Source organism: Prochlorococcus marinus str. MIT 0918 (assembly GCF_027359415.1).
GTDB lineage: Bacteria > Cyanobacteriota > Cyanobacteriia > PCC-6307 > Cyanobiaceae > Prochlorococcus_E > Prochlorococcus_E marinus_C.
Map to the genome: position 1 here is coordinate 1,276,626 of NZ_CP114780.1, position 21,959 is coordinate 1,298,584.

At 35.7% G+C, this 21,959-nt stretch carries 27 protein-coding genes; 17 read left to right on the plus strand and 10 right to left on the minus strand.

Annotation, left to right across the window (positions count from 1 at the left end):
- Positions 1-40: 40 nt before the first annotated feature.
- On the plus strand, positions 41-601 hold the full coding sequence (gene efp / locus O5636_RS06940; protein ID WP_269622084.1) for an elongation factor P: 561 nt from the start codon (positions 41-43) through the stop codon (positions 599-601).
- On the plus strand, positions 601-1,119 hold the full coding sequence (accB, locus tag O5636_RS06945; RefSeq protein ID WP_269623550.1) for an acetyl-CoA carboxylase biotin carboxyl carrier protein: 519 nt from the start codon (positions 601-603) through the stop codon (positions 1,117-1,119). The genes efp and accB overlap by 1 nt, the downstream gene beginning before the upstream one ends.
- Before the next feature lie 7 nt (positions 1,120-1,126).
- Here accB and pdxA read toward each other — a convergent pair whose 3' ends face one another.
- The gene (gene pdxA / locus O5636_RS06950; RefSeq protein ID WP_269622085.1) at positions 1,127-2,152 is read right to left on the minus strand and encodes a 4-hydroxythreonine-4-phosphate dehydrogenase PdxA; all 1,026 of its coding nucleotides are present in this window, start codon (positions 2,150-2,152) and stop codon (positions 1,127-1,129) included.
- Between pdxA and O5636_RS06955 the strand changes: the two genes are divergently transcribed.
- Positions 2,151-2,348, plus strand: a complete 198-nt coding sequence (locus O5636_RS06955; RefSeq protein WP_269622086.1) for a 4-hydroxythreonine-4-phosphate dehydrogenase — start codon at positions 2,151-2,153, stop codon at positions 2,346-2,348. The genes pdxA and O5636_RS06955 overlap by 2 nt on opposite strands.
- A gap of 13 nt (positions 2,349-2,361) precedes the next feature.
- Here O5636_RS06955 and O5636_RS06960 read toward each other — a convergent pair whose 3' ends face one another.
- Entirely contained in the window at positions 2,362-3,255 is an 894-nt protein-coding gene (locus tag O5636_RS06960) for an SDR family oxidoreductase (protein ID WP_269622087.1), read from the minus strand.
- Between O5636_RS06960 and O5636_RS06965 the strand changes: the two genes are divergently transcribed.
- Positions 3,254-3,508: a hypothetical protein gene (locus tag O5636_RS06965; protein WP_269622088.1), complete on the plus strand. Its 255-nt coding sequence runs from the start codon at positions 3,254-3,256 to the stop codon at positions 3,506-3,508. The two genes, O5636_RS06960 and O5636_RS06965, sit on opposite strands and share 2 nt — an antisense overlap.
- Positions 3,509-3,512: 4 nt before the next feature.
- On the opposite strand, the gene O5636_RS06970 is transcribed toward O5636_RS06965, so the two are convergent.
- Positions 3,513-3,923 carry an HNH endonuclease gene (locus O5636_RS06970; protein WP_269622089.1) on the minus strand — a complete coding sequence of 137 codons (411 nt, stop codon included), beginning with the start codon at positions 3,921-3,923 and terminating at the stop codon, positions 3,513-3,515.
- 117 nt (positions 3,924-4,040) lie between these two features.
- Positions 4,041-4,406: a DUF6554 family protein gene (locus tag O5636_RS06975; protein WP_269622090.1), complete on the minus strand. Its 366-nt coding sequence runs from the start codon at positions 4,404-4,406 to the stop codon at positions 4,041-4,043.
- Positions 4,407-5,112: 706 nt separating this feature from the next.
- On the opposite strand from O5636_RS06975, the gene O5636_RS06980 reads away from it, so the two are divergent.
- Entirely contained in the window at positions 5,113-5,406 is a 294-nt protein-coding gene (locus tag O5636_RS06980) for a chemotaxis protein (RefSeq protein ID WP_269622091.1), read from the plus strand.
- Positions 5,407-5,460: 54 nt separating this feature from the next.
- On the opposite strand, the gene O5636_RS06985 is transcribed toward O5636_RS06980, so the two are convergent.
- The gene (locus tag O5636_RS06985) at positions 5,461-6,609 is read right to left on the minus strand and encodes a pyridoxal-phosphate-dependent aminotransferase family protein (RefSeq protein WP_269622092.1); all 1,149 of its coding nucleotides are present in this window, start codon (positions 6,607-6,609) and stop codon (positions 5,461-5,463) included.
- A 75-nt stretch (positions 6,610-6,684) separates the two neighbouring features.
- Between O5636_RS06985 and cbiD the strand changes: the two genes are divergently transcribed.
- Positions 6,685-7,851: a cobalt-precorrin-5B (C(1))-methyltransferase CbiD gene (gene cbiD / locus O5636_RS06990; RefSeq protein ID WP_269623551.1), complete on the plus strand. Its 1,167-nt coding sequence runs from the start codon at positions 6,685-6,687 to the stop codon at positions 7,849-7,851.
- A 36-nt stretch (positions 7,852-7,887) separates the two neighbouring features.
- Positions 7,888-9,474 (plus strand): glutamine-hydrolyzing GMP synthase, encoded by a 1,587-nt coding sequence (guaA, locus tag O5636_RS06995; RefSeq protein ID WP_269622093.1) that lies wholly within the window; start codon positions 7,888-7,890, stop codon positions 9,472-9,474.
- 237 nt (positions 9,475-9,711) lie between these two features.
- Here the strand turns inward: guaA and O5636_RS07000 are convergent, their stop codons facing one another.
- The gene (locus tag O5636_RS07000) at positions 9,712-10,011 is read right to left on the minus strand and encodes a DUF1651 domain-containing protein (RefSeq protein WP_269622094.1); all 300 of its coding nucleotides are present in this window, start codon (positions 10,009-10,011) and stop codon (positions 9,712-9,714) included.
- 623 nt (positions 10,012-10,634) lie between these two features.
- On the opposite strand from O5636_RS07000, the gene O5636_RS07005 reads away from it, so the two are divergent.
- The 10 genes from O5636_RS07005 to mrdA all read left to right on the plus strand — a co-directional run bounded on the left by O5636_RS07005 (position 10,635) and on the right by mrdA (position 17,362).
- Positions 10,635-11,216 (plus strand): recombinase family protein, encoded by a 582-nt coding sequence (locus tag O5636_RS07005; protein ID WP_269622095.1) that lies wholly within the window; start codon positions 10,635-10,637, stop codon positions 11,214-11,216.
- Positions 11,213-11,416 (plus strand): hypothetical protein, encoded by a 204-nt coding sequence (locus O5636_RS07010; protein ID WP_269622096.1) that lies wholly within the window; start codon positions 11,213-11,215, stop codon positions 11,414-11,416. Before O5636_RS07005 ends, O5636_RS07010 begins: the two co-directional genes overlap by 4 nt.
- Positions 11,413-11,589, plus strand: coding sequence for a hypothetical protein (locus O5636_RS07015; RefSeq protein ID WP_269622097.1), 177 nt, complete (start codon positions 11,413-11,415; stop codon positions 11,587-11,589). The genes O5636_RS07010 and O5636_RS07015 overlap by 4 nt, the downstream gene beginning before the upstream one ends.
- On the plus strand, positions 11,582-11,845 hold the full coding sequence (locus O5636_RS07020; protein WP_269622098.1) for a hypothetical protein: 264 nt from the start codon (positions 11,582-11,584) through the stop codon (positions 11,843-11,845). The genes O5636_RS07015 and O5636_RS07020 overlap by 8 nt, the downstream gene beginning before the upstream one ends.
- Before the next feature lie 607 nt (positions 11,846-12,452).
- The gene (locus O5636_RS07025) at positions 12,453-13,256 is read left to right on the plus strand and encodes a potassium channel family protein (RefSeq protein ID WP_269622099.1); all 804 of its coding nucleotides are present in this window, start codon (positions 12,453-12,455) and stop codon (positions 13,254-13,256) included.
- Between the two features lie 405 nt (positions 13,257-13,661).
- Entirely contained in the window at positions 13,662-13,832 is a 171-nt protein-coding gene (locus tag O5636_RS07030) for a hypothetical protein (RefSeq protein ID WP_269622100.1), read from the plus strand.
- Between the two features lie 240 nt (positions 13,833-14,072).
- Entirely contained in the window at positions 14,073-14,279 is a 207-nt protein-coding gene (locus tag O5636_RS07035; RefSeq protein ID WP_269622101.1) for a hypothetical protein, read from the plus strand.
- A gap of 282 nt (positions 14,280-14,561) precedes the next feature.
- Positions 14,562-15,176: a hypothetical protein gene (locus tag O5636_RS07040; RefSeq protein WP_269622102.1), complete on the plus strand. Its 615-nt coding sequence runs from the start codon at positions 14,562-14,564 to the stop codon at positions 15,174-15,176.
- 7 nt (positions 15,177-15,183) lie between these two features.
- Entirely contained in the window at positions 15,184-15,549 is a 366-nt protein-coding gene (locus O5636_RS07045; RefSeq protein WP_269622103.1) for a hypothetical protein, read from the plus strand.
- Between the two features lie 22 nt (positions 15,550-15,571).
- Positions 15,572-17,362: a penicillin-binding protein 2 gene (gene mrdA, locus O5636_RS07050; RefSeq protein WP_269622104.1), complete on the plus strand. Its 1,791-nt coding sequence runs from the start codon at positions 15,572-15,574 to the stop codon at positions 17,360-17,362.
- Positions 17,363-17,377: 15 nt separating this feature from the next.
- Here the strand turns inward: mrdA and O5636_RS07055 are convergent, their stop codons facing one another.
- From O5636_RS07055 to O5636_RS07070, 4 genes are all read right to left on the minus strand, one after another.
- Positions 17,378-17,605, minus strand: coding sequence for a hypothetical protein (locus O5636_RS07055; RefSeq protein WP_269622105.1), 228 nt, complete (start codon positions 17,603-17,605; stop codon positions 17,378-17,380).
- A 197-nt stretch (positions 17,606-17,802) separates the two neighbouring features.
- Entirely contained in the window at positions 17,803-18,330 is a 528-nt protein-coding gene (locus O5636_RS07060; protein WP_269622106.1) for an NAD(P)H-dependent oxidoreductase, read from the minus strand.
- Positions 18,331-18,377: 47 nt separating this feature from the next.
- Positions 18,378-20,177: a diflavin flavoprotein gene (locus tag O5636_RS07065; protein WP_269622108.1), complete on the minus strand. Its 1,800-nt coding sequence runs from the start codon at positions 20,175-20,177 to the stop codon at positions 18,378-18,380.
- Entirely contained in the window at positions 20,177-21,949 is a 1,773-nt protein-coding gene (locus tag O5636_RS07070; RefSeq protein ID WP_269622109.1) for a diflavin flavoprotein, read from the minus strand. Before O5636_RS07070 ends, O5636_RS07065 begins: the two co-directional genes overlap by 1 nt.
- Positions 21,950-21,959: the final 10 nt, after the last annotated feature.

Here is a 21,959-nt window from a genome sequence, read left to right on the forward strand (position 1 = left end):
TTTGGCACAGTCTTATGATCGATTTGTATGGTAAGCGGAAATGATTTCAAGTAACGACTTCCGTACAGGCACAACTATTGAATTAGATGGTGCTGTTTGGCGAGTAATAGAATTCTTACATGTTAAGCCAGGTAAGGGTTCCGCCTTCGTTCGAACTAAATTAAAATCTGTGCAAGCTGGAAATGTTGTAGAGAAAACTTTCCGCGCAGGTGAGATGGTGCCTCAGGCTTTATTAGAAAAAGCTACACTGCAGCATACGTATATGGATTCAGGCGAATATGTATTTATGGATATGAGTAGTTATGAAGAAACTAGATTGACTGCTAAACAAATTGGTGAAAGCAGAAAATATCTTAAAGAAGGCATGGAAGTTAATGTAGTCTCTTGGAATGAGAGTCCTTTAGAGGTTGAATTGCCAAACTCTGTTGTTTTACAAGTAAAGGAAACAGATCCTGGAGTCAAAGGAGATACTGCTACTGGTGGTACAAAACCTGCAATTCTAGAAACTGGGGCACAAATTATGGTTCCTTTATTTATTTCAGTAGGTGAGAAGATCAAAGTAGATACACGTAATGATAGTTATCTAGGTCGGGAGAACTAATCATTATGAATCTTGATCACGAACAGTTAGATCATCTTTTGGCTACTTTGGCTGATAGTGACATTCAAGAATTTTGCTTGGAGGGAAAGGGTTTTCGTCTAGAAATTAAGAGAAATCTAGGTCCCCAGGCTTATTCATCTTCACCTCAGACTGCGGCTCCATCTTATGAGGTTCTTAAACCCGACTCTTCTAATTTTCCTATAGAAGATTCAACAGTTACTTCCCCTGTTGCAACATCAAGCAACCCTCCTCCAGCTGTTGCTTCTTCTAGAGGAGAATTTCTTGAAATAACTGCACCTATGGTAGGCACTTTTTATACAGCGCCTGCGCCTGGAGAACCTGTTTTTGTTGAAGTAGGTTCACGAATAACTGTTGGTAAAACAGTATGTATTTTAGAGGCAATGAAGTTAATGAATGAATTGGAATCTGAGGTTAATGGAGAAGTTATTGAAATTCTTGTTGAAAACGGTACACCAGTTGAATTTGGTCAGGTTTTGATGAAAGTCAAACCTATATAACGTCTTTTTAAGCAGAGAGTTCCCAGGCTGTGTTGATTGCAGCGATCATACTTTCAGGCCTTGCAACGCCTTTGCCAGCTATATCAAATCCTGTGCCATGATCTGGTGATGTTCTGATAAACGGAAGTCCTAATGTTGTATTTACGGCTGAATCAAATGCAATAACTTTGATTGGAATTAAACCTTGATCATGATACAAAGCCAGTATTCCGTCAGGACAATTGAAATTTTGATTGTTTATCCACGAATAGGCTGTTGAGAGCCAGCAAGTATCTGGAGAGACAGGTCCTTCAAGAGAGATTTCCGGATGTTTATGTCTCCATTTTTCAAGAGTTGGAGTTAGCCAATTAATTTCTTCGAATCCTAATTTCCCTTTTTCTCCAGCATGTGGGTTGAGACCAGCAACAGCTAACTTTGGGTTTCTTTTAAATTTTTTACAAAACGATAAAAGAATATCTAATTTTGATGTTACAAGTTCAGGTGTAAGCACATGCGCGATATCAATTAAAGGAATATGAGTAGTAGCAAGCAATGTGTTAATTCTCAATGAATTATGTGGAGAAACTGCTGTAAAAAGCATTGAAGCACTTTTTACATTTGCTATTTCTGCTAAGCGCTCTGTTTGTCCTGGATATCTATAGCCAGCTTCTTCCCATGCATATTTTGCAATTGGCGCCGTAACTAGAGCCCTTGCCTCTTTCTTCAGTACAAGTTCAGCAGCATGTGTTAACGCGTGAAAGCTTGCTTCACCTGTTTTTTCATTTGCTTCTCCATATATCAGTTTCTCAGTTAAAGGTATATCTATAATTTCAATTTTTTCTAAATTTTCTAAAGAAACAATGCCTTGTGCTTTTAGCTGAGAATATGTAAGTTCTATATTTTGTTTGCATCCAACTAGCAAAGGCTGCATATTTTTAGGTAGGTCTTTAGATCCAAGTGCTTTAAGGGTTACTTCAACTCCTATTCCTGCTGGATCGCCTAATGCTATTGCTATTCGGCTTTGACTTGCACATTGTTTTTGAATTTTTTGCATGTTGCGCTTTTTGTTTTTAGGTCTTGTGATTTATGGCATCGCCATTGGTCTTCGAGATGGTTGGCTGATTGTTAAATGGAGTCAGCTTTTTTATAACGTTGGATTTTCTCAGGTTGATCCTGAAAAACCCATGAATTGGTCTGAGTTTATTATTGACAGACTGACAGAAAATGAATCAAAACAAGATAAAGATTAAGTTTAGATTGTTATTATTTACTTAATTTTAAACAGTCTTCTAACCCTGATTTATAAGTAGGATGTATTAAGTCATACTTTAAGTCATTGGTTAAAACATGATTACTGATTCTACGATTTTCTTCCCAAAATGATATTGCCATAGGGCTCATATCTTTAGATGCATTTTCGAAAGACTCTAAAGGCGGTAATGGTATTTTTAAAAGATTTGCTGCATAAGACATTACCTCAACATTAGTAGCTGGTAAGTTATCTGATAAATTTATAATCTTAGGTCTAACATTATTAGAAAATAAATTTATTAAATGCATTATTGAACCTGCAATATCATCAATATGTATTCTTGAAAAAACCTGATCAGATTTAAAAACCATTTTGCTGTTTTTTCTTTTTACAGCTTCTAATGAAGATCTGCCTGGCCCATATATTCCTGGAAGTCGTAAAATTTGTAATGGTATATTCATTGCCTCCCAAGCTTTTTCACATGAAAGTCTTCTAATGCTTCTTGCTTGTTTTGGATTGGTTGAATTATTTTCTGTTACCCATTCACCTTTGTAATCACCATATACTCCTGTAGTAGATAAATATCCAGCCCACTGAAGAGGTATTTTTTTCAACTCTTCTCCAAAAGTATTTAATACTGGATCAAGTCCATTCTTGGAGGGAGGGATGCAGCTTATTAAATGCGTAACATTTTCAAAAATGCAACTTGAAGGAACAACACTGTCTGTGCTGTCAAAAACAAAATCAGCCCCTTCGCTTTGTATTGTACGTCGGCTGCACATGACTTGTGCGCCTAGCTCTCTTGCTGCTTTGGCAATGTGCTGACCGCTAAAACCGCCTCCAAAGATAAGAACCTTTGAATTTGAAGGAAAACAGGTTGAACGCTTGACAACTTCTTCTAGCATGAGTACAAATGTATTAGCGCATGATTTTTTGATGGCAAGCTCTACTCTTCATATCTATCCAGTAGATGATCATTCTGCTAAAAAGGTAGATCAAAGCGATTTAAGTTCTGATGAACGAAATTGCTTCCAATTCATTTTAGGCATAGTTATTTGCTCAATAGGAATTACTATTTTATTGGCTCCTGAGCAGCCAAAGCAATTTGCTTCTATTTGCGAAAAATATAATGCTGTAAATGCGTGTTCTGTATGGTGATTTTTTACGCAGCTTTTATATTCCAATCTTTGGTTTCACTGTCGTGTTGATATTGATCGTTTTTCATTTTCTTAGGTTTTGCCCATTCTATCAATCTCATTGCTAGACGCAGATCTCCATCGATCCATGCTCTTATTGCCATAGCTCTTCTTGGATCATAAAAACGCTGCCTTCTGTACCATGTAAAAGCTTCATAATCAGATTTGCTTCCATTACAAGGTAAACATGCTGGTACGCAGTTTTCTGTAATGCTTAGCCCTCCCTTGCTACGAGGCACAACGTGATCAATTGATTCAGAGTGGTTTCCACAATATATACAATGTTTCTCAGTAAAATTATGTATGGACTGTCTCCATCTTCTGTCACCTAATTTAGGGCAAAGATCCTCTAGGAATACAGCATTCCTGTTTTGCATCTGAGCTTTTTAGTTACTAATATATTTACTTATTTTTTGTTTTAGTCAATGTATCAATTACTTCATTTTAAGTAGGTTATTACAATTCTATATTTCTTTATTATTTCACTTATTCAATTAGTAGCTATAGCGATCTTCAATATATCCTTTATTTCTATTTATTTTCTCTTTATTATTGTTTTTTGGTTCTTTTATATTTTTTGGATAGAGTTCTCCAAGATATTGTATGCAGTCTTGATATCTATCTGGACTTCCAACCACTTGTTGAACAATTATTGTTGCCGCTTGTTTTGGAGAAATTTTAAATAAACCGCTGCGTTCGTTTTTAAGTGCTGTATATGCTGCTTTCCAGCTAGACTCGTGATCATTCCCTCCATTACGCATGACACAGTAAATATCGACTCCTTGAGCTGATGCATTGGCAAATGATCCAACGACTGTTGATGTTATAAAAGCTAAACTTGATACTGTAGCTAAAAACAAATTTTTTCTTTTCAACATTGATCAGATGAATAATATTTTATTAACGATATCTATTCATCTAGAAATGTCTAGTTAATTTTATTGATTTAAAATTGTAATTTTATCTAAGAAATCGATTGCTAAAGGAAGAATGAATAACACGCTATTAATCTATCGGTTTTTAAAAGGGATAAAGCTGCCACCTCACCCAATCGTTAACCAACTATATTCGTCACGTTAACCTAGTGAAGGCAAAAGAAGTGACATAATTATCTATCTCGAAAAAATCTTGACCACAGGTTTATGTTTATGGCTAGTACTGGTTAGATTATTCAGGTATTTGGATTAGTCTAGGTTTTCAAAGTGTTAATAGAAGTTTAAGAAAGCTTTTAGAACAGATGTGCCAATCTCAATGTCCATAAAACTTTTAGGAATTTCTTCCTGTCTTATTGGCTATTGGCCAATTTCTATTTCCAGTGATATTGACTAATCCAGTTCTTCAGAGTGAATTAGCTCCCTGGTTTATGGAGTTGCTGTTGTTATTATGATTAATCGAAAGATAGCTCATCCTAGTTGTTGGGCTCTTAAAAATTTAATAGTGAATAACTTAATATTAACTTTGCTTTGAGATTGAATATTTATATGCGGTTTTTTTCTTTTGGAAGAATGGAGACTTGAGAATCTTTATTAAATGTGTTGTTATCAGTTTAGGCATAATGTTTTTTAAATGGAATCTTCTTGTTCATTTCGAATAACTCGCACAACCGAAGATCTTGCACAAACTGTCACTGCTATTTCTCAGAGATTGATAAAGCTTGAACAGCAAATGGAAGCGTTGGAACTTAAAGTAACCCAACCTAAGGAAGTACAATCTGATGAAGAGTTAGTTATGCTTGATGGGGTTGATCAGCTTTTACAAGAGTGTAAAGGTCTTTTAAATACATCTTCAACCAATCTAGATTCAGATGAATTTTGGACGGAGACTCAAAATGAAACTAATGAAGAAAATATGGCCGCTTAATTCTCATTACACAAAATTATTTATTAAATATAATTGAATTGATTAAGTATAAATTTATTCTTGATTGAGTATTTTTGTTGCTGTTGCAACCCCTGTTCCAAGAGGGGATTTAAGTTTTCCGATTTGATCTAATGATGCTTCTATAGCAGCTATTGCTGTGAGAATATCTCTATTATTAATAAAACCTAAATGCCCAATTCTAAAAATTTTACCTTTTAAATGATCTTGTCCACCAGCGAGTAATATATCAAAGTTATTTTTTACAGCTTTTCTTATCGCTTCTGCATCAATATTATCTGTCAAAACAGAAGTAATTGAAGGACTGCCAAAACCAGGTGAAGCAAATAATTTTAGTCCAATCGAATCTATAGCTCTTTGTGTTGCTTCCATATGTTTTTTATGTCTGTTAAAGATAGAGTTAAGACCTTCTTCTTGCATCATTTTTAAAGCTTCTTCTAGTGCAAAATAAAGATTTACGCTAGGTGTAAAAGGATTACTATCTTTATCTGCAGTTTTTTTATAGGCTTTTAGATCTAGGTAAAATTTTGGCAAATTAGATTTTTCAGATGCTTCCCATGCCTTTGCATTCATAGCAATGAAACTTAGTCCAGGTGGTATCATGTAACCTTTTTGAGAACCCGATGCAATGACATCTATTCCCCATTCATCCATGGGTACATTGCATGCACCAATACTGGTTACACAATCAGCAATTGTTATGGCTTTTTTGTGTAACTTTGTATAGGAAGCTATTTCTTTTAAATTATTTATTACCCCGGTAGATGTCTCTGAATGAGTTAAAATAACAGCTCGAATATCTTCATCATTATCTAATAGCTTTTTAAATTGATTTGGATCTAAAGGCTCTCCCCACTTAGCTGTTACTGTTTCTACATTTAGGCCATATGCTTTAGCAACTTTTACCCATCGCTCACCAAACTTTCCGTTTTCTCCGCAAATGACTTTATCTCCTTTGCTAAGAGTGTTAATTATTCCTGCTTCCATAGCGGCTGTACCACTACCAGTAATTGTTAATACATCTGAGTCAGTCTGATGAAGCCATTTGAGCGATTCAGTGGTTTTTTTGACAATGCTTTGGAATTCAGGACTTCTATGTCCAATTGGATGCTTACTCAGAGCATTCAGTACTCTTTCAGGAACAGGTGTTGGTCCTGGGATCATTAATGTAAGTTTTTCTTTCATGGACTGAACATTTCTAAAAGTTAGTTTAAAAAACTATCAAAGGAATTACTTTTGTTTTGCACTCTTTTTTTTGATTTGAGAGGTTTTACTCTGCCAGTTTGGGTTGTTGCTGCGGCTAAAGCTGCTGCATTTGTTTTGAATGGAGACTCTTTCAATTCATCTCAGATTATAGATTTCTCTGATAATGAAGACTCAATTCAGGTTCCTGTAAGATCTGCTGCATTACTTCACAGAGGTCATCAGGCACTTGGAATTAGTTTTTGTGATCCAGGCAATTGCCTCGATTTAACAATCGATCTGGAAATCTGGACACTATTGAAATATGTCGAAGCTAACAAAACATTTAATAGTGATTCGTTATCTGGCTCTTCAGAGTCATGGTTAAAGGTTATTCCAGGATTTGGAGTTGGAAAATTACAGACATCTAATGCTATTTCTATTTCTGATTTTGCTCAGAATTTATTGGAATATAATCTTCGTTCATTTAAAAAAAATGGATATATATTGGAGTTGGAAATAATTTTTCCAGAAGGTAAAAAGCTAGCCGATCGCACCAGTAATCATGCTTTTGGAGTTGTAGATGGACTTGCTTTAATTGGTACACAAGCAAATGTTCAAATTAGTGCTTCACCAGATCAACTTCAATATACAATTGATGATTTGCGTAAGAAGTGTGCCAGCAAAGATTTTCTAGGGGATTTAACTTTTGTTATTGGTGAAAATGGATTAAACTTAGCTTTGCAATCTGGTTTGCCAAGTAAACAAATTATTAAAACAGGTAATTGGATAGGACCTTTGCTTGTTGCTTCGGCTGAGGAAAAAGTTAAGAAACTAATCCTTTTTGGGTATCACGGCAAATTAATAAAATTAGCTGGTGGTATTTTTCATACACATCATCATTTAGCTGATAGCCGCCTAGAAATTTTAATAGCCTTAGCTGTTAAGGAGGGTATTCCTTACCCTTTAATTCAATCTTTACAAGACGCATCGTCTATAGAAGCTGCGCTATTAATATTAGAAAATAAGGATATTGTCAGTACTAACAAACTTTGGGAAAGGATTGCATTAGAAGTTGAAAAGAGAAGTATTGAGTATGTTAATCATTATTTCTCTTCTTCTATGGAAATAGGTGCGGTTTTATTTGATCGAAAAAGAAAATTACGTTGGGCTAGTCCTACTGCGTTTAAAAACATTGCTTCTTTTAATTTGAAATTAGAAGACGAGATAGAGAACTTCCTCTAATCTAAATTTTTAATAGATCTAGGCTTTTTTGGAGATATGCTTGATTCTCAGCTTGAAATCCAACGTAAACCAGCAATTGTTATTCTTGATTTTGGCTCTCAGTACTCTGAGTTAATAGCAAGACGAATACGGGAGATTGAAGTTTATTCTGTTGTGCTTGGATATAACACATCTGTAGATGAGCTTCGTGAATTAGCTCCTAGTGGAATTATTTTGAGTGGTGGCCCCAGTTCTGTTTATGACAAGGGCGCACCTTTGTCTGATCCTGCTATTTGGAATTTGAATATACCTGTGTTGGGAGTTTGTTATGGTATGCAAGTTATGGTTCAACAGTTAGGTGGTCTTGTCGGAGCAGCTGTTGGAAAGGCGGAATATGGTAAAGCACCTTTACATGTTGATGATCCTACCGAACTATTAACTAATGTCGAAAATGGTTCGACTATGTGGATGAGTCATGGAGATTCAGTACAGCAGCTTCCAGATGGCTTTGTTCGATTAGCACACACTTCTAATACGCCGGATGCAGCAATAGCTTTTCATGATCGAAATTTTTATGGTGTTCAGTTTCATCCTGAGGTTGTTCACTCGACTCATGGCATGAGAATGCTAAGAAATTTTGTATATAACATTTGTCATTGTCAGCCTGAGTGGACTACCGATGCTTTTATTGATGAAGCTATTCAGAAAGTACAAGATCAAGTAGGTAAGAAAAGAGTATTACTGGCTTTATCAGGTGGGGTTGATTCTTCTGCTTTAGCTTTTCTTTTAAAGAAAGCTATTGGTGACCAACTGACATGTATGTTTATTGATCAAGGTTTCATGCGTAAAGGCGAGCCAGAGTTTTTAATGGATTTTTTTGATAAAAAGTTTCATATTAATGTTCAATATATTAATGCAAGAGAACGCTTTGTTTCTAAGTTAAAAGGAATTATAGACCCTGAGGTAAAAAGAAAGATTATAGGAACTGAATTTATACGAGTTTTTGAAGAAGAAAGTTTGCGTTTAGGACCTTTTGATTATTTAGCGCAAGGTACTTTGTATCCTGATGTTATAGAAAGTTCTGGTACAAACATTGACCCAAAGACAGGTGAAAGAATTGCAGTAAAAATTAAGAGTCATCATAATGTTGGTGGTTTACCTAAAGATTTGCAATTTAAATTAGTTGAACCATTGAGAACATTATTTAAAGATGAAGTTAGAAAAGTAGGTAGAAGTTTAGGTTTGCCAGAAGAGATTGTACGCCGTCACCCTTTTCCTGGGCCAGGATTAGCAATACGTATTTTAGGAGAAGTAACGGATGAAAAACTGAACTGCCTTCGAGATGCCGATTTTATTGTAAGAGAGGAAATTACGAATGCTGGTTTATATCATGATATATGGCAAGCTTTTGCTGTTTTATTACCTGTTCGTTCAGTTGGAGTGATGGGTGATCAACGAACTTATGCATGGCCAATTGTTTTAAGATGTGTTTCCAGTGAAGATGGAATGACGGCAGATTGGTCTCGTTTACCTAATATTCTATTAGAAAAAATTTCTAATAGAATTGTTAATGAAGTGAAAGGGGTAAACAGAGTTGTTTTAGATATTACTAGTAAACCTCCTGGCACTATTGAGTGGGAATGACAATGACTACTAAAAGGTAGTTATAGATTAAAAGAGTTACTTCACCGCGGAATCTTTTCAATTTTGAAGTGACAGAGTGACAATGGATTTCAGGTAGGCACTTCACCGTGACTTCACCGTGGGAAGGTTTGAGTGTCTCTACGGAGAAATCGTAGATAGTCTGTTTTCTCTACACTTGTGATTTAATTTTGCAGATTCAGTTGCTATAAATTTACTAACGATTTCTCTACTTAAAAATTACGCAGCATCGTCATTAATTTGATGTTCAACCAATTCCCATCCATTACTCAATAACTCAAACCAAGTTTCATTGGCATCTTCTAGTGCCATTGTTCGTGTGTTCTTGATCTGCGTGGGTATGCCTTCAGCGGTGGAATGCCAAAGTTGAGTAATGACTTTCGGCATCCGCATAAGGGACTTTGGATCTCTAATGAAAAACAACACCAACTTTTTCTCTGGATTAATTAACCATCCTGATGGGGTAGGGACTGCTCTCCTGACTGGATCAACCATTCGTCTGCAAATAATTCTGGACATGAAAAAGCACCATGCTCACAGGTGCCTTATCAATTAGGACTAATTATGTGAAGAGTGTCCTAATACAAATATACTACTGCTCAGTTTTTTATTGGTCAAGCGTTTGAGGATAATTTCTATTGAGGCATTTCTCATCAAGACACAAAAAAACCTGCCCGAAGCAGGTCCTTTTGGAGATCTTAAGCAAGTGTTTCCTAGTTTCCACTGCTGGAGGATCTCAACTCCTCACAACGGAAATATGCCACATGTTCTTCAAAAGTGCGAGAAATTATCTAAAAGCACATAAAACTGTCACATGTGCCAGTTATAGGTCCCGAAAAATTAGACAAAAAAAAGAGCGCCCTTAACTAGCAGCGCTCTATTGGACAATGATGTGAGGAGTGTCCTTATCTTTTCTACTCCTGTTAAGTGTCTTTTGTCATTTTCAATAAGACAAATGGTGATTTTGAAGCAAAATAAATTGATGATCAAATTGCCATAAAGACTTTTGGCGACTGCTGAGGGTATATAAAAGCACAATATTTTATACCTATGGAGATGGACTGATATAACTGGTATCTTAAGGTATAGAAACATGGTATAAAAATGATTTATTATACGGTCATAGATTTGGAGGCAAACCAATGGCGTTATATGGATATTGGAGGTGCTCAACCAACCTTCAGGATCAAGAGCGTCAGGTGCTTGGTCTTAAGGAAGAGGGTGTTCCTGCAAAAAATATTTTTGGAGACAAGATCACGGGGACAAGCAACTATGGAGATAGGGAAGAACTATCAAAGTGTCTAGATTTACTTGAACCGAACGATCTTTTGATCCTTGAGGACATGACCCGTCTTGGGAGAACAATGGTCACGATGTTGGTTGAGGTGAATAACCTTATTGAGAGAGGCGTTTATATAAAAACGCTTGATGGTCGTCTTGATACCTCACTTATGAATGATGAGATTGTGAGGCTGATCGTTGGAGTTATGGGATATGCAGCAGAGTGCGAACTAAGGAATATCAAACACAGAACTTCAGAAGGAAGAGCAGTTGCAAAAAGTAGAGGAGTGAAGTTTGGAAGAAAGCGTCAGTACGACAAATTCCAGATTGAAGAAATTATGGATAAGCGAAAACAAGGACTTGGGTATGGTTCTATTGCCAAGTCATTGGGCATGAAGAAATCTACAGTACAGATGATTGTTCAAAGGGAGGTAGCAGCATGACTAGAAAAAATAATTATTCAGGTGGATTATCTAATTACATTGTTTTGAAGGAAGAGAAGGAAGTTATTTTTTATTTGCATAATCCCTATCCAGATTGCTTGGAAATTCCAGCAATAATGAAGCAAAGGTTTCCTGATGATTACAAGAGCATCGTTACAAGCGACTTAGATGAATTTAAGAAGTATGGGGAGAAAGCGTGAGTACTGATTGGCAAGACACCTCATGGCAAGAAGAGTTCTTAGACATGAAGGCACATAAACCAGAAGACGTGAAATTGCTCATGGAGGGACCAAGAGGTTTTTTGGATGCAATGAAACTTGGTTCTCTTCATGAGGAATACATACGATTGAAAAAGAGGCAAAGCAATGAATGAAATCAATTGGAGAGAAGAATTATTGGATTCGGCAAAGTTCAATAAGAAGGAAGAAAACTTGTTGAGACATGGTGCAAAGTCATTGGCACAGAGTTGGCACTTAGGTGCTCTGTACATACGCTGGAAGAAGTTGAAAGGGTATAGAGAATCTCCGACTCCTAATTGCCAAAGTTCATTTCTTGAATGGGAGCATCGACTTGCCAAGGGCGACTTTTATATCCTTAATGAAAAGGACTTCTCTTATCCAGACTGGTAAAAACGTATGCAGTTAATTGAACAGCACAAGAAATTTATTGCTTGGTACCAAGAGAAACTTGGTTTGTCCGATTATGGATTGCTTTGGTTTGTGTTTTTTAAAGGCGTTGTTCTCACTCTGATCATTGAGCGATTACTCTTTCATTCTTGAGGTTGCTATAACTATTGATTGGAATGCTGCCAGAAAGCACTTCACCGTGACTTCACCGTGCTATTATTAAAGAAATAAACCCTGTTTATGACTGCGTTTTTGCCCCCTATTATTACCAAGCACTATTGAGTGGGAGTAGTATTGACTACTAAAAGGTAGGTATAGATTAAAATATATACTTCACCGTGAGACCTTTTCAAAATTGAAGTGACAGATTGACAAGAGATCTCAGGTAGGTACTTCACCGTGGAACGTTGTGAGTGTCTCTACAGAGAAACCTTAGAAAGAATCTTGCTTTTTTCATTTTCTTAGTAGCTTTTTAGTTGATAATTGTTCTATGAGTAATGTTCGAGTATAAATATGATATTCCTTGTCATAAGTCTCATTGAGTAATCGTAAAAATTCACCACAAGTTATTTTACTTGTGACTCTCCTATGTTTCAGCTTTTAGGTAGTGATGAATGAATTTCGTCTACGAATCTATGAGCAGATAATTAATAAAACGCCTGGTGGTAGAACCTCCTTTTTTAACAAAGTCTGTGGGGTTACTATTTTTATTTCGATTTGCTTTGCAGTCATAGTTACTGAAAATTCAATCGATTATCAATTTGGTGATCAGATAGACCTATTAGATTGGATTGTTGGGGCTTTATTTTGTGTTGAATATCTTTGTCGTTTATGGGTTGCTCCTCTTGAAGGGAAATATGGCAAAGGTTGGAAAGGGATTTTGCGTTACATGGTTTCGCCAATGGCAATTATTGACATCATTGCCATTATTCCATCGTTTATAGGCGTTAGAGCAGAATTAAAAATTTTGAGGATTATTCGTCTGTTGAGAATTTTGAAAATTGGCCGAAGTGAAAAATTCAAACAAAGTATCTTTCATTTTAATTATGCACTTCGCTCAAAGAGTCAGGAACTACAAATATCCACCTTGTATACAGTTTTGCTTTTGTTGATAAGCAGTACTTTTATGTATCTTGCTGAATCATCAGTTCAACCTGAATTATTGGGGTCAATCCCTAGATGTCTTTGGTGGTCAATTACGACTGTTAGTGCGGTTGGTTATGGAGATTCAATTCCAGTTACAGCGATTGGAAAAACTATTGCATCGATAACTTCACTTATGGGTATTGCTGCAATAGCAATACCTACTGGAATACTTGCATCAGGATTTAGTGAATCAATTGGTGTACAAGATAAGAATCAAAAGGAATTAAATCAAAATGATGTTCCAATGACTGAATTTAATTCCAATTAAATAAAGCATAAAAAAGCCTTCCTAAAAGAAAGGTCCTTTTGGAGATCTTGAGTAAGTGTTTCTTTGTTTCGACGGTTAGAGGATCACAACTCCTCGCAGGGAGAGACTATGCCACATGGATATTTAAAAGCTAGGAATTAGACAAAACAAGCAAAATTCTCACATGTGACAGTTTTGCTTGCTAAGTAATTTAGATAAAAAAAGAGCGCCCTCAATGAGTAGCGCTCGATAGGATAATTGTGTGAGGAGTGTCCTATTTCTGTTCTACTCCTTCCAAGGTTTATTTGTCACATGTTTAATGAAAAACTCATTTTTATGTTTGATTTGACTTGCTTTTACTTTGGTGAGCTGTAGAAATAAAAGATCTATTCTTCTTAAGATTATGGACAGGAAGGCATTCGAAGCATGAGTACAAATTGGCAAGACACTTCGTGGCAAGAAGAGTTTTTAGATATGAAGGCTCATACCCCTGAGGACGTGAAATTGTTAATTGAAGGACCAAAAGGTTTTATGGATGCATGGAAACTGGGTTTTCTTCATCAGGAATACAAGCGTTTAAAAAAAGAGGTTTTTTAATTAAAAAAATGACTTGGCAGCAAGAATGATTGGACTCGGAAAAGCGCAATCAAAAAGAAGCAAAGTTGTTGAGTTGATATTAATTCATTTTTATAGAGTTGGGATTTAGGCTTTTTCTGCATACCTTGGAAGAAGTTGTAATGGTATAGATAATTATCAATTCCTATAGTGTTAATGCACACAATATTGCAAAAGCTATCAGTCCAGAAGTAAAATATTCTTTGCTAAGTAGATTTACTAATGCTTGATAACTATACTATTGAGCAATGTAAAAAAGATAAGGGAATTCTCCAATTAAAAATTAAGAACCTAGAACATGGCATTAAGCAAGTAGAAGAAATGATATCCGAGTCGCATATGGGTGAGGATATATTGATTAGTTTAAGAAGAAAAATTGCTGAATCTACTCAGGATTTAGCAATTTTATATTTACTCAAAGACAGTTAATTCTTTATTGATACTCTTAATACTTAGATTACAAAAACCTCGTCGAAACTTTACTCTTTGAAAAAACATGTTCCAAAGTTCTTCATATCAATAGATTTTCCATAGAGGGACGAAAGAAATGTACTTCAGTAATGTTTATGAAACTTATTTAATTTATAGCCAATCATTTTTTTGTTGAATATTTGCACTCCCCTTTCACTAAGACTGCTTTTCTATAAAAATATTTGTTGGGTTGGTCAAATAGCATTTAATAGCTATTTTAGATTAGCTGCTTAAATAGCATTGACAGTTGCTAATCAATCTAAAGTACACGTGGATCGTAGGCTTCATCATGACAGTATTATATTGTCAGGAAAAACTATTTTTCTTAACCCTTTTCTTTATTGGCGTAGATTTGATAGCAATACAGATAGGTGGTTAAGAGAGCCTGGTCAAATAGGTGAAGATCAAATTGCGATAAATCGTTCACGTTTTTATCCAGAAACAGATTGGAATTCTTTAGATGAGGAAGAGCGAAACATTAAAGATGCAGCTATAGAGATGTTTCTTAAAAGTCTTGACTTGGTTAGCACTTTTCACCCTGAATTAAGTGCTGGTCAGTTATTGGAAGTAGAACGTAAGATGGCTGTAACAAAAAAACGTGCCTTTGAGCGTTGGGTTGAAAAATCGTTCAGACGTCGTTTTAGAGAAGAGTCTAAAGTTAAACAACGTCTTGCCAGAGAACGTTTTCTAAGGGAATGGAAGGAATGGCTTCTCTTAGAAACAACCCAAAAAGCTATTCTTCCATTTGTAGCAGTTTGTTTTCTTGCGGTTTTTGGTGGTTGGTCATTAGGTTTTTCAAGTAATAGTTGTAACCCTTATTTTTCCTCTACGAATCAAACTAATATTAAACAATGATATCTTGATGTCAGATAATAAATTTGAAAATTTTCGACTTTCACTGATGCAAGACTTACTTCCAGTAGGTTTTGCAATATTAGATAGAGCTAAGGAAGGAGGTGCTGGAAAAGTAATAGAAGTTTTTCGATCTTCTGATTTTCCGATTAAAAATCTTCAAGTAGAAGGTTCTGAGTCTGCACGATTATTTAGGGAGAAATTAGATCAGATCAGCCCAGGTTTGGGAAATCCTGTTCAAGAGGTAAAAATTACTGTAGAACCCCAAGAAAAAGATGTTTTGGAGGATAAGTCATTAATTGATCTTTTGAATAGGATAGAACACAGGATAGATTTGATTAATACTTACTTAGAGAGACGTAAATTAGACAATTAAGGAAAAGGTTTATTTTATATAAGTGAAAAAGCATAAGACTAGAATTATTTCTTATAGAAGACAAAGTAATACCTTGATCTTGTTTATTCTCATATTATTTTCTGCGATTGGCACTAGACTTTTTTGGATGCAAATAATTAGGAGTTCTTTTTATCGAACTTTATCCGAAGAAAATCGAATTAAATTAGTTTCTACTCCTCCTATTCGCGGTAGAATAATTTCCTCCAACGGTAATTTATTAGCAGATAATAGGCTCAGATATTCGTTGTTTGTCAACCCACATCTTATTAGTGCAGAAAATTGGCCATTACTTGCTTTAAAACTATCTAAATTATTTAATATTGATATTAATTTATTTAATATAGCCTATAAGAATGGTTTGAAAAATAGGGATTTAGCTATTACTTTGATCCCTAAAATGACTAGTTTACAAGTTTTAAAGTTTCAAGAACAAGAAGTAAATCTTCAGGGAGCAAATGTCAAAGTTGAATCTATACGTTTTTATCCTTATAAGAAATTTGCTGCGCATGTTCTTGGTTATACCCAATTAATAACTTATGATGAATATAAACAACTGTCTAAGAAAGGCTATAAGCTTCAAGATTATATTGGGAGGACTGGTTTAGAAGCAGCTTTCGAGCAGCATTTACGAGGTCAATGGGGAGGTGAAATGTTGGAGGTTGATGCAGGTGGCAATATTCAACGTAGCCTTGGTTATCGATCTCCCAAAGCCGGACAAGATTTATCTTTAACATTAGACTTTGATTTGCAAGTTGTTGCAGAAAAGGTATTAGCTGATAAACAAGCTGGAGCCATTGTTGTGCTCGATCCAAGGACTGGAGCAATTAAAGCAATGGCTAGTAAACCTAGTTTCGATCTCAATTTTTTTACTAAAGCATTTACTACTCAAAAAGAATATGAAAAGATCTTTTTATCGGACAAAATGCCACTTTTAAGCCGTGCAATTAATCCTTATGACCCAGGTAGCACCTGGAAGATTGTTACAGGCATGGCTGGTATGGAAAGTGGACAATTTGGATCAGATATTGCTTTAGAAACAGCCCCTTGCCTTAAATATGGAGATCATTGTTTTCCTGAACATAATCGTAAAGGTTGGGGGAAAATAGGTTATGTTGATGCATTTAGAGTTTCTAGCAATACATTCTTTTATCAAATTGGAGTTCAAGTTGGCATAAAAAAATTATATGATACGGCACTTCAATTAGGTTTTTATAAAAAAACTGGAATAGAGATTTCGCAAGAGGAAAGCAAAGGTTTTATAGGTAATGAAGAATGGGCAGCTAGAGGCAGAGGTTGGGGTAAGCCCGGAACGACACCTTGGATACCAGAAGATATAGCTAGTGCTTCAATAGGTCAGTCTGTTGTTCAAGTCACTCCTTTACAGTTAGCCAGAGCGTATGCTGTATTTGCAAATGGGGGTTATTTAATTACCCCTCATTTAGTCGACGGGGATATTGATTGGATGTCATCTAAATATCGACAAAAAGTAGATATAGATCCTATAACATTATCTACAATTCGCCAAGGCCTGAAGAAAGTAGTAGAATCGGGTACTGGCAGAGATTTGGCTTGGGATTTACCAACATTACCACCAACAGCTGGTAAAACAGGTACAGCCGAAGATAGTAGTGGAGGTACAGACCATGCCTGGTTTGCATGTTTTGCACCTTATCAAGCGGGTGAAATTGTAGTGGTAGCTTTTGCAGAGAATACACCTGGAGGTGGTTCAGTACATGCGTTGCCTATGGCTAAGGAAATTTTAAAAGCTTGGCATAAGAATCATTCTCAATAGTAGAGAGGTAATAGTTTAAGCTACTTGTAAGTTTCTTGTTATTGAAGAGAGCTTTTTATCTAATATTATTTTTGCTTCTTCTAATGAGCAAATAGCAGTTCGAAATGGCAGTAAAAGCAGTGGACTTTTTTCAGGTCTAATCAACCAACTTTGATTACATTGTTTTATTAGAAGAAAGCCCTTATAACGAAAAGAAGTATTTGAGGCTGAAAAATAATCTTTTTTAGAAAGCAGGAATGGCATGATCACTCCGAAATTTCTATACGCTATATATAGTGTATCATTAGATTGACCTAGTTCCTTATTGTTCGAAAATAAACAATTGAATTTATTTGCAGTTACTGTATTTTCAGCTTAATTAGAGCTTTACATGTTTATGTGCTGGAATGACAAAAACTTTTGCATCCTTCCTATATATAGCAATTGACTACTTAAGTTTTTTATACTTCTAGTGGCTTCATTTGAATTAATCTGCGAAGAATATCTTCGATTGATTCATCTTTGGCGAGGTTTTTGCTGTTGCTGGCTAATTGACGACCTACAACTTGTGCTCCAAGGTGAGTAAGTTGTATTCGCATTGAGAGTAATAATTCCATGCAGCCACCACCTGAGACACTTGCCATGGCTATAGGCCTACCATTAAATAAATGACGAAAGTCTTTTTCCTGAACTGATAACCATGCAATTAGATTTGATAGTAATGGGGGAATTGATCCATTGTATTCAGGAGCACAAATCACCCAATAAGGGATGGATGACATTTGTTCATAAATTGATTTTATGTTATGTGCAATATCTATCTCGGCTTGTTTTCGTGGGTTATACACAGGGAAATCTAGAGTAGTTAGATCTAATAGCTCACCATCTATTTGAAGCTTTGCACCTAGAGATATAAATCGTTTAGCAAGTGATAGGTTCTCTCCATTACTTGCAGTAATAACCAGTAATTGCTTTTTAGAAGAATTCATTGCAGTGAGTTTGACAGGATGTGATTAGAGATTAAGAGGTGACCAGACTAATAATTTGCTCCTGTGCGTCGATGGTGCACAGCTGTAATTCCATTTGGATTTAGAACTTTGCCATATTTTATTTCAGCATAAATCAGCCAATGATCACCACATTCCATGCGTTGTTTTACACAGCCTTCTATCCAAGCCAGTGCTTCAGGAAGGATAGGTTGGCTTGATGGAGTATAAAGAAGTTCAAGCCCTGATAATCGATCAGCTCCTGGCGCAAAAGGTTGCAAAAACTGCTTTAAAAGTTTTTGATAATTTTGTTCATTCAAAATATTTAGTGCAAAAAAATTGCCAGTGTGAAGCAGATTTTCTACAGCTCGATCTTTAGCTACAGCAACAGTAATTCCTGGAGGAGAGAAACTGGCCTGACTTATCCAACTGGCAACCATTGCACTATTGACTTTAGTTTCTTCTTCTAATTTTTCTGCTGTTAAAATGGACAAAGATCCGACTACTTTTCCTAGTGCCAATAATGCGGGATCACTTTTTGTGGCATTTATACCTCCACCTAGGAGACGTTCTTGTCGACGGCCTTCTTTGATCAGCTTGCGTCCAAATTTAGTTCCTGTTTCTTCAAGAGTTTTTAGCATCTCAGCATTGGGACTAAATTTAATTTTTATTGGGTTAAAACCAAAGTCAAAGCCTCCATCACGTAATTTATTTTCTAATAGATCCAAAGCTTCTCCGCTCCACCCATAACTACCAAATATACCTACCGGTTTCGTTGGATCTCCTTCTGCAAGTAAGGTTCCTAAGGCTGAAACAATAGGTGTAGGTGCATGTCCCCCAAGGGTGGGTGAACCAATTAGATAACCATCTGCTTTTGATATTGCGTTAACTAATTCATTTGTTGTGGTGAATTCGCAATTGAGACTTTCTACGTGAACCCCTGTTGAGCTAATTCCTTTAGCTAGTGCATCTGCAATAGATGCGGTATTTCCATATGCGCTAGCGAATAATAAAACAATATTGATAGATCCTTTGCTTTGCTGATCTCCCCATCTTTGATAATCATTTAGTAGGCTTCGCCAACTGCTTTCTATTGCTGGGCCATGACTGGGTGCAATAGAAGAGATATTTAGGAGTTCAAGTTTTTCAACAATTCTGTGAACTTGATTTATCATAGGCGTCATCAGACAATCGAAATAATGTCGACGCTCTTCTTCTGTACTGCTTCTATTACGCTCTGCCCATTCATCAGTACAAATATGCGCACCAAACAGTTTATCGCTCATTAATAAGCCCGTTTTTTCTTCAAATGTGATTAGCCCTCCAGGCCAACGAGCTGTAGGTGATGGTATTAATGTCAAGAGATATTCATCAAAGATAGAAATAGTTTCTTCTTGCTTTATTAACTTTATTTCTGGGATTGGAGGTATCACTAATTTATTTGCTTCATTTACACTCTCTTTTGAAGGTTTAATTTGTGTCCAAAGATCTTCGATTAGTTTTTTACCTGGGTTAGAACAGATGATTTTGAGGTTTTTGTATTCATTAGATAGATGTCTAAGAAGATGTACTCGATTTGGATTGATATGTCCAATTACAACTAATAATTCTTCAATATCTTTTGGTATGATTCTTTGGATGCTTGGTATAAAAACTTCTTCAAAATTTGCTCCAGGAGGATTTATTAGAACGGCACTTTGAATATTGTTTTTAAAAAATAGAAAACTATTCGATGTAGTACCTTTTCCCAAGGCATATTCGATTTCAAATCTTAATTTTTTTGGACTCAGACATCTAAGAGATAAGAATCCATCATCGATAGTTAGATTTTTTACTTGTTTATTTGACATTAATAAGAAGTACCTACTTTACGATGGTGCACAGCTGTTTTTGCTTCTGTATTAGAAATATTCCCATGCTCTACTAATGCATAAATTACCCAGTGATCGGATGTTTCTAGTCGTTGTTTTACAAAGCAATCCAAATATGCAAGAGCATCACTTAAAACAGGACCACCTTTTGCAACATTGTTCATTATGTTAATACCTTTAAAGCGATCAGCTCCAGGTGGAAATCTTTTTAAAAATTGCCGAAATAGTTTTTGATAGTTATTTTCTTCTAGGACATTTAAGACAAATCGATCTCCTACGTGCATCAATGTTTCAATAGCACGATCTTTGGCAACTGCAACAGTGAGACCAGGAGGATTAAAACTCGCTTGACTGACCCAACTAGCTACCATTGCACCACGACGATTCTCTGATCCTTCGCCTTGACTAGCAGTGACTACATAGAGCCCTCCACTAATACGTCCAATTGCTTTCATCAAGTCACCATCAAAGCTTTTAATAGTCGCAATATTTTTTTTACGATTCAATAATTGCCCTAAATCAGTTCCAGCTTCTTCAAATCGTTGAAAAGTATTTGCATCAGGTGTGTCGCGTATTCTTAAAGGTGAAAATACTTCTTTTTGCCCTAGACCCCTCAATTGATTGGCAATTACATCAATTGGCTCATCGCTATCACCATAGCTTTCATAGACACCTATCCATTGTTTTGGTTTCAGTGCAGCGAGAAGGGTGCCTAAAGAACTTTGCAATTCAGAATTTGCATTATTTGGCCAGGTTGGGACAATAATTGCTTTTGCATCTCCGATAAGAGCACTAAGCTCTTGAGCATCAGTTGCTCTTATATCTATTAGTTGTACTTGTGCATCTGCTTTATTAGCTCCTAATGCAATAGATTGACTTAGCCGATCACAAAATCCATATTGACTGATATAACAAATAGCAGCATATTCTTCACCTGTATTAAGTTGATTACTCCATTCATAATAATTTTTTAACCATAGGTCAATATTGTGATGTAAAAGGGGGCCGTGACCTACAGCAATTGTTTTTATGTCAGGTAATTTTTTTATTCTTTTAAGTGCTTGAATGACACTACGAGCATTGGGTCCCATTAAGCAGTCATAGTAGTAGCGAAAATCTGGTTCAATTACTTCAGGTTTAACGTCTAATAGGTCTTCTGTGCAGTAATGAAGACCAAATGCATCACATGTGTATAAAATATTTGTTCCATAATCAAAGGAAAAAATTGTATCTGGCCAGTGAAGATTAGGAGCACTAATAAATTCTAGTTTGTGGTGTATTCCATTTGATTCATTCCTTCCTAAATCTAGTTCATCACCAGTTTTAATTGCTTTTGATTTGAATGGTTTATGAACTTGATTTTCTAAAAATTGGATGGCTACTTTTGAACCATAAATTTCAATCTCACTATTGAGTTCCAGAATGTCACTGATTAAGCCTGAATGATCTGGTTCTGTATGGCTAACAATTAAATAATTAATATTTTTAGGATCTACTTTCTTCCTAAGAACTTTTAACCATAGCTCTTGAAATTTTTCATGACTTGTATCTATTAAAGCTATTTGCTTTCCTTCGATAATAAAACTGTTATAGGTTGTACCATTCCTTAAACCAAATTCAATATCAAAACGACTACGTTCCCAGTCTAGTGATCGAAAAGTAGTAGTGTTTTTTGCAATCACCTTGCATTGCAAAGACAGCTTTGGATTGTCTTGTGAATCATCGGTGTCAGTTTCAGAGTTATTGCTCATAGATTTTACG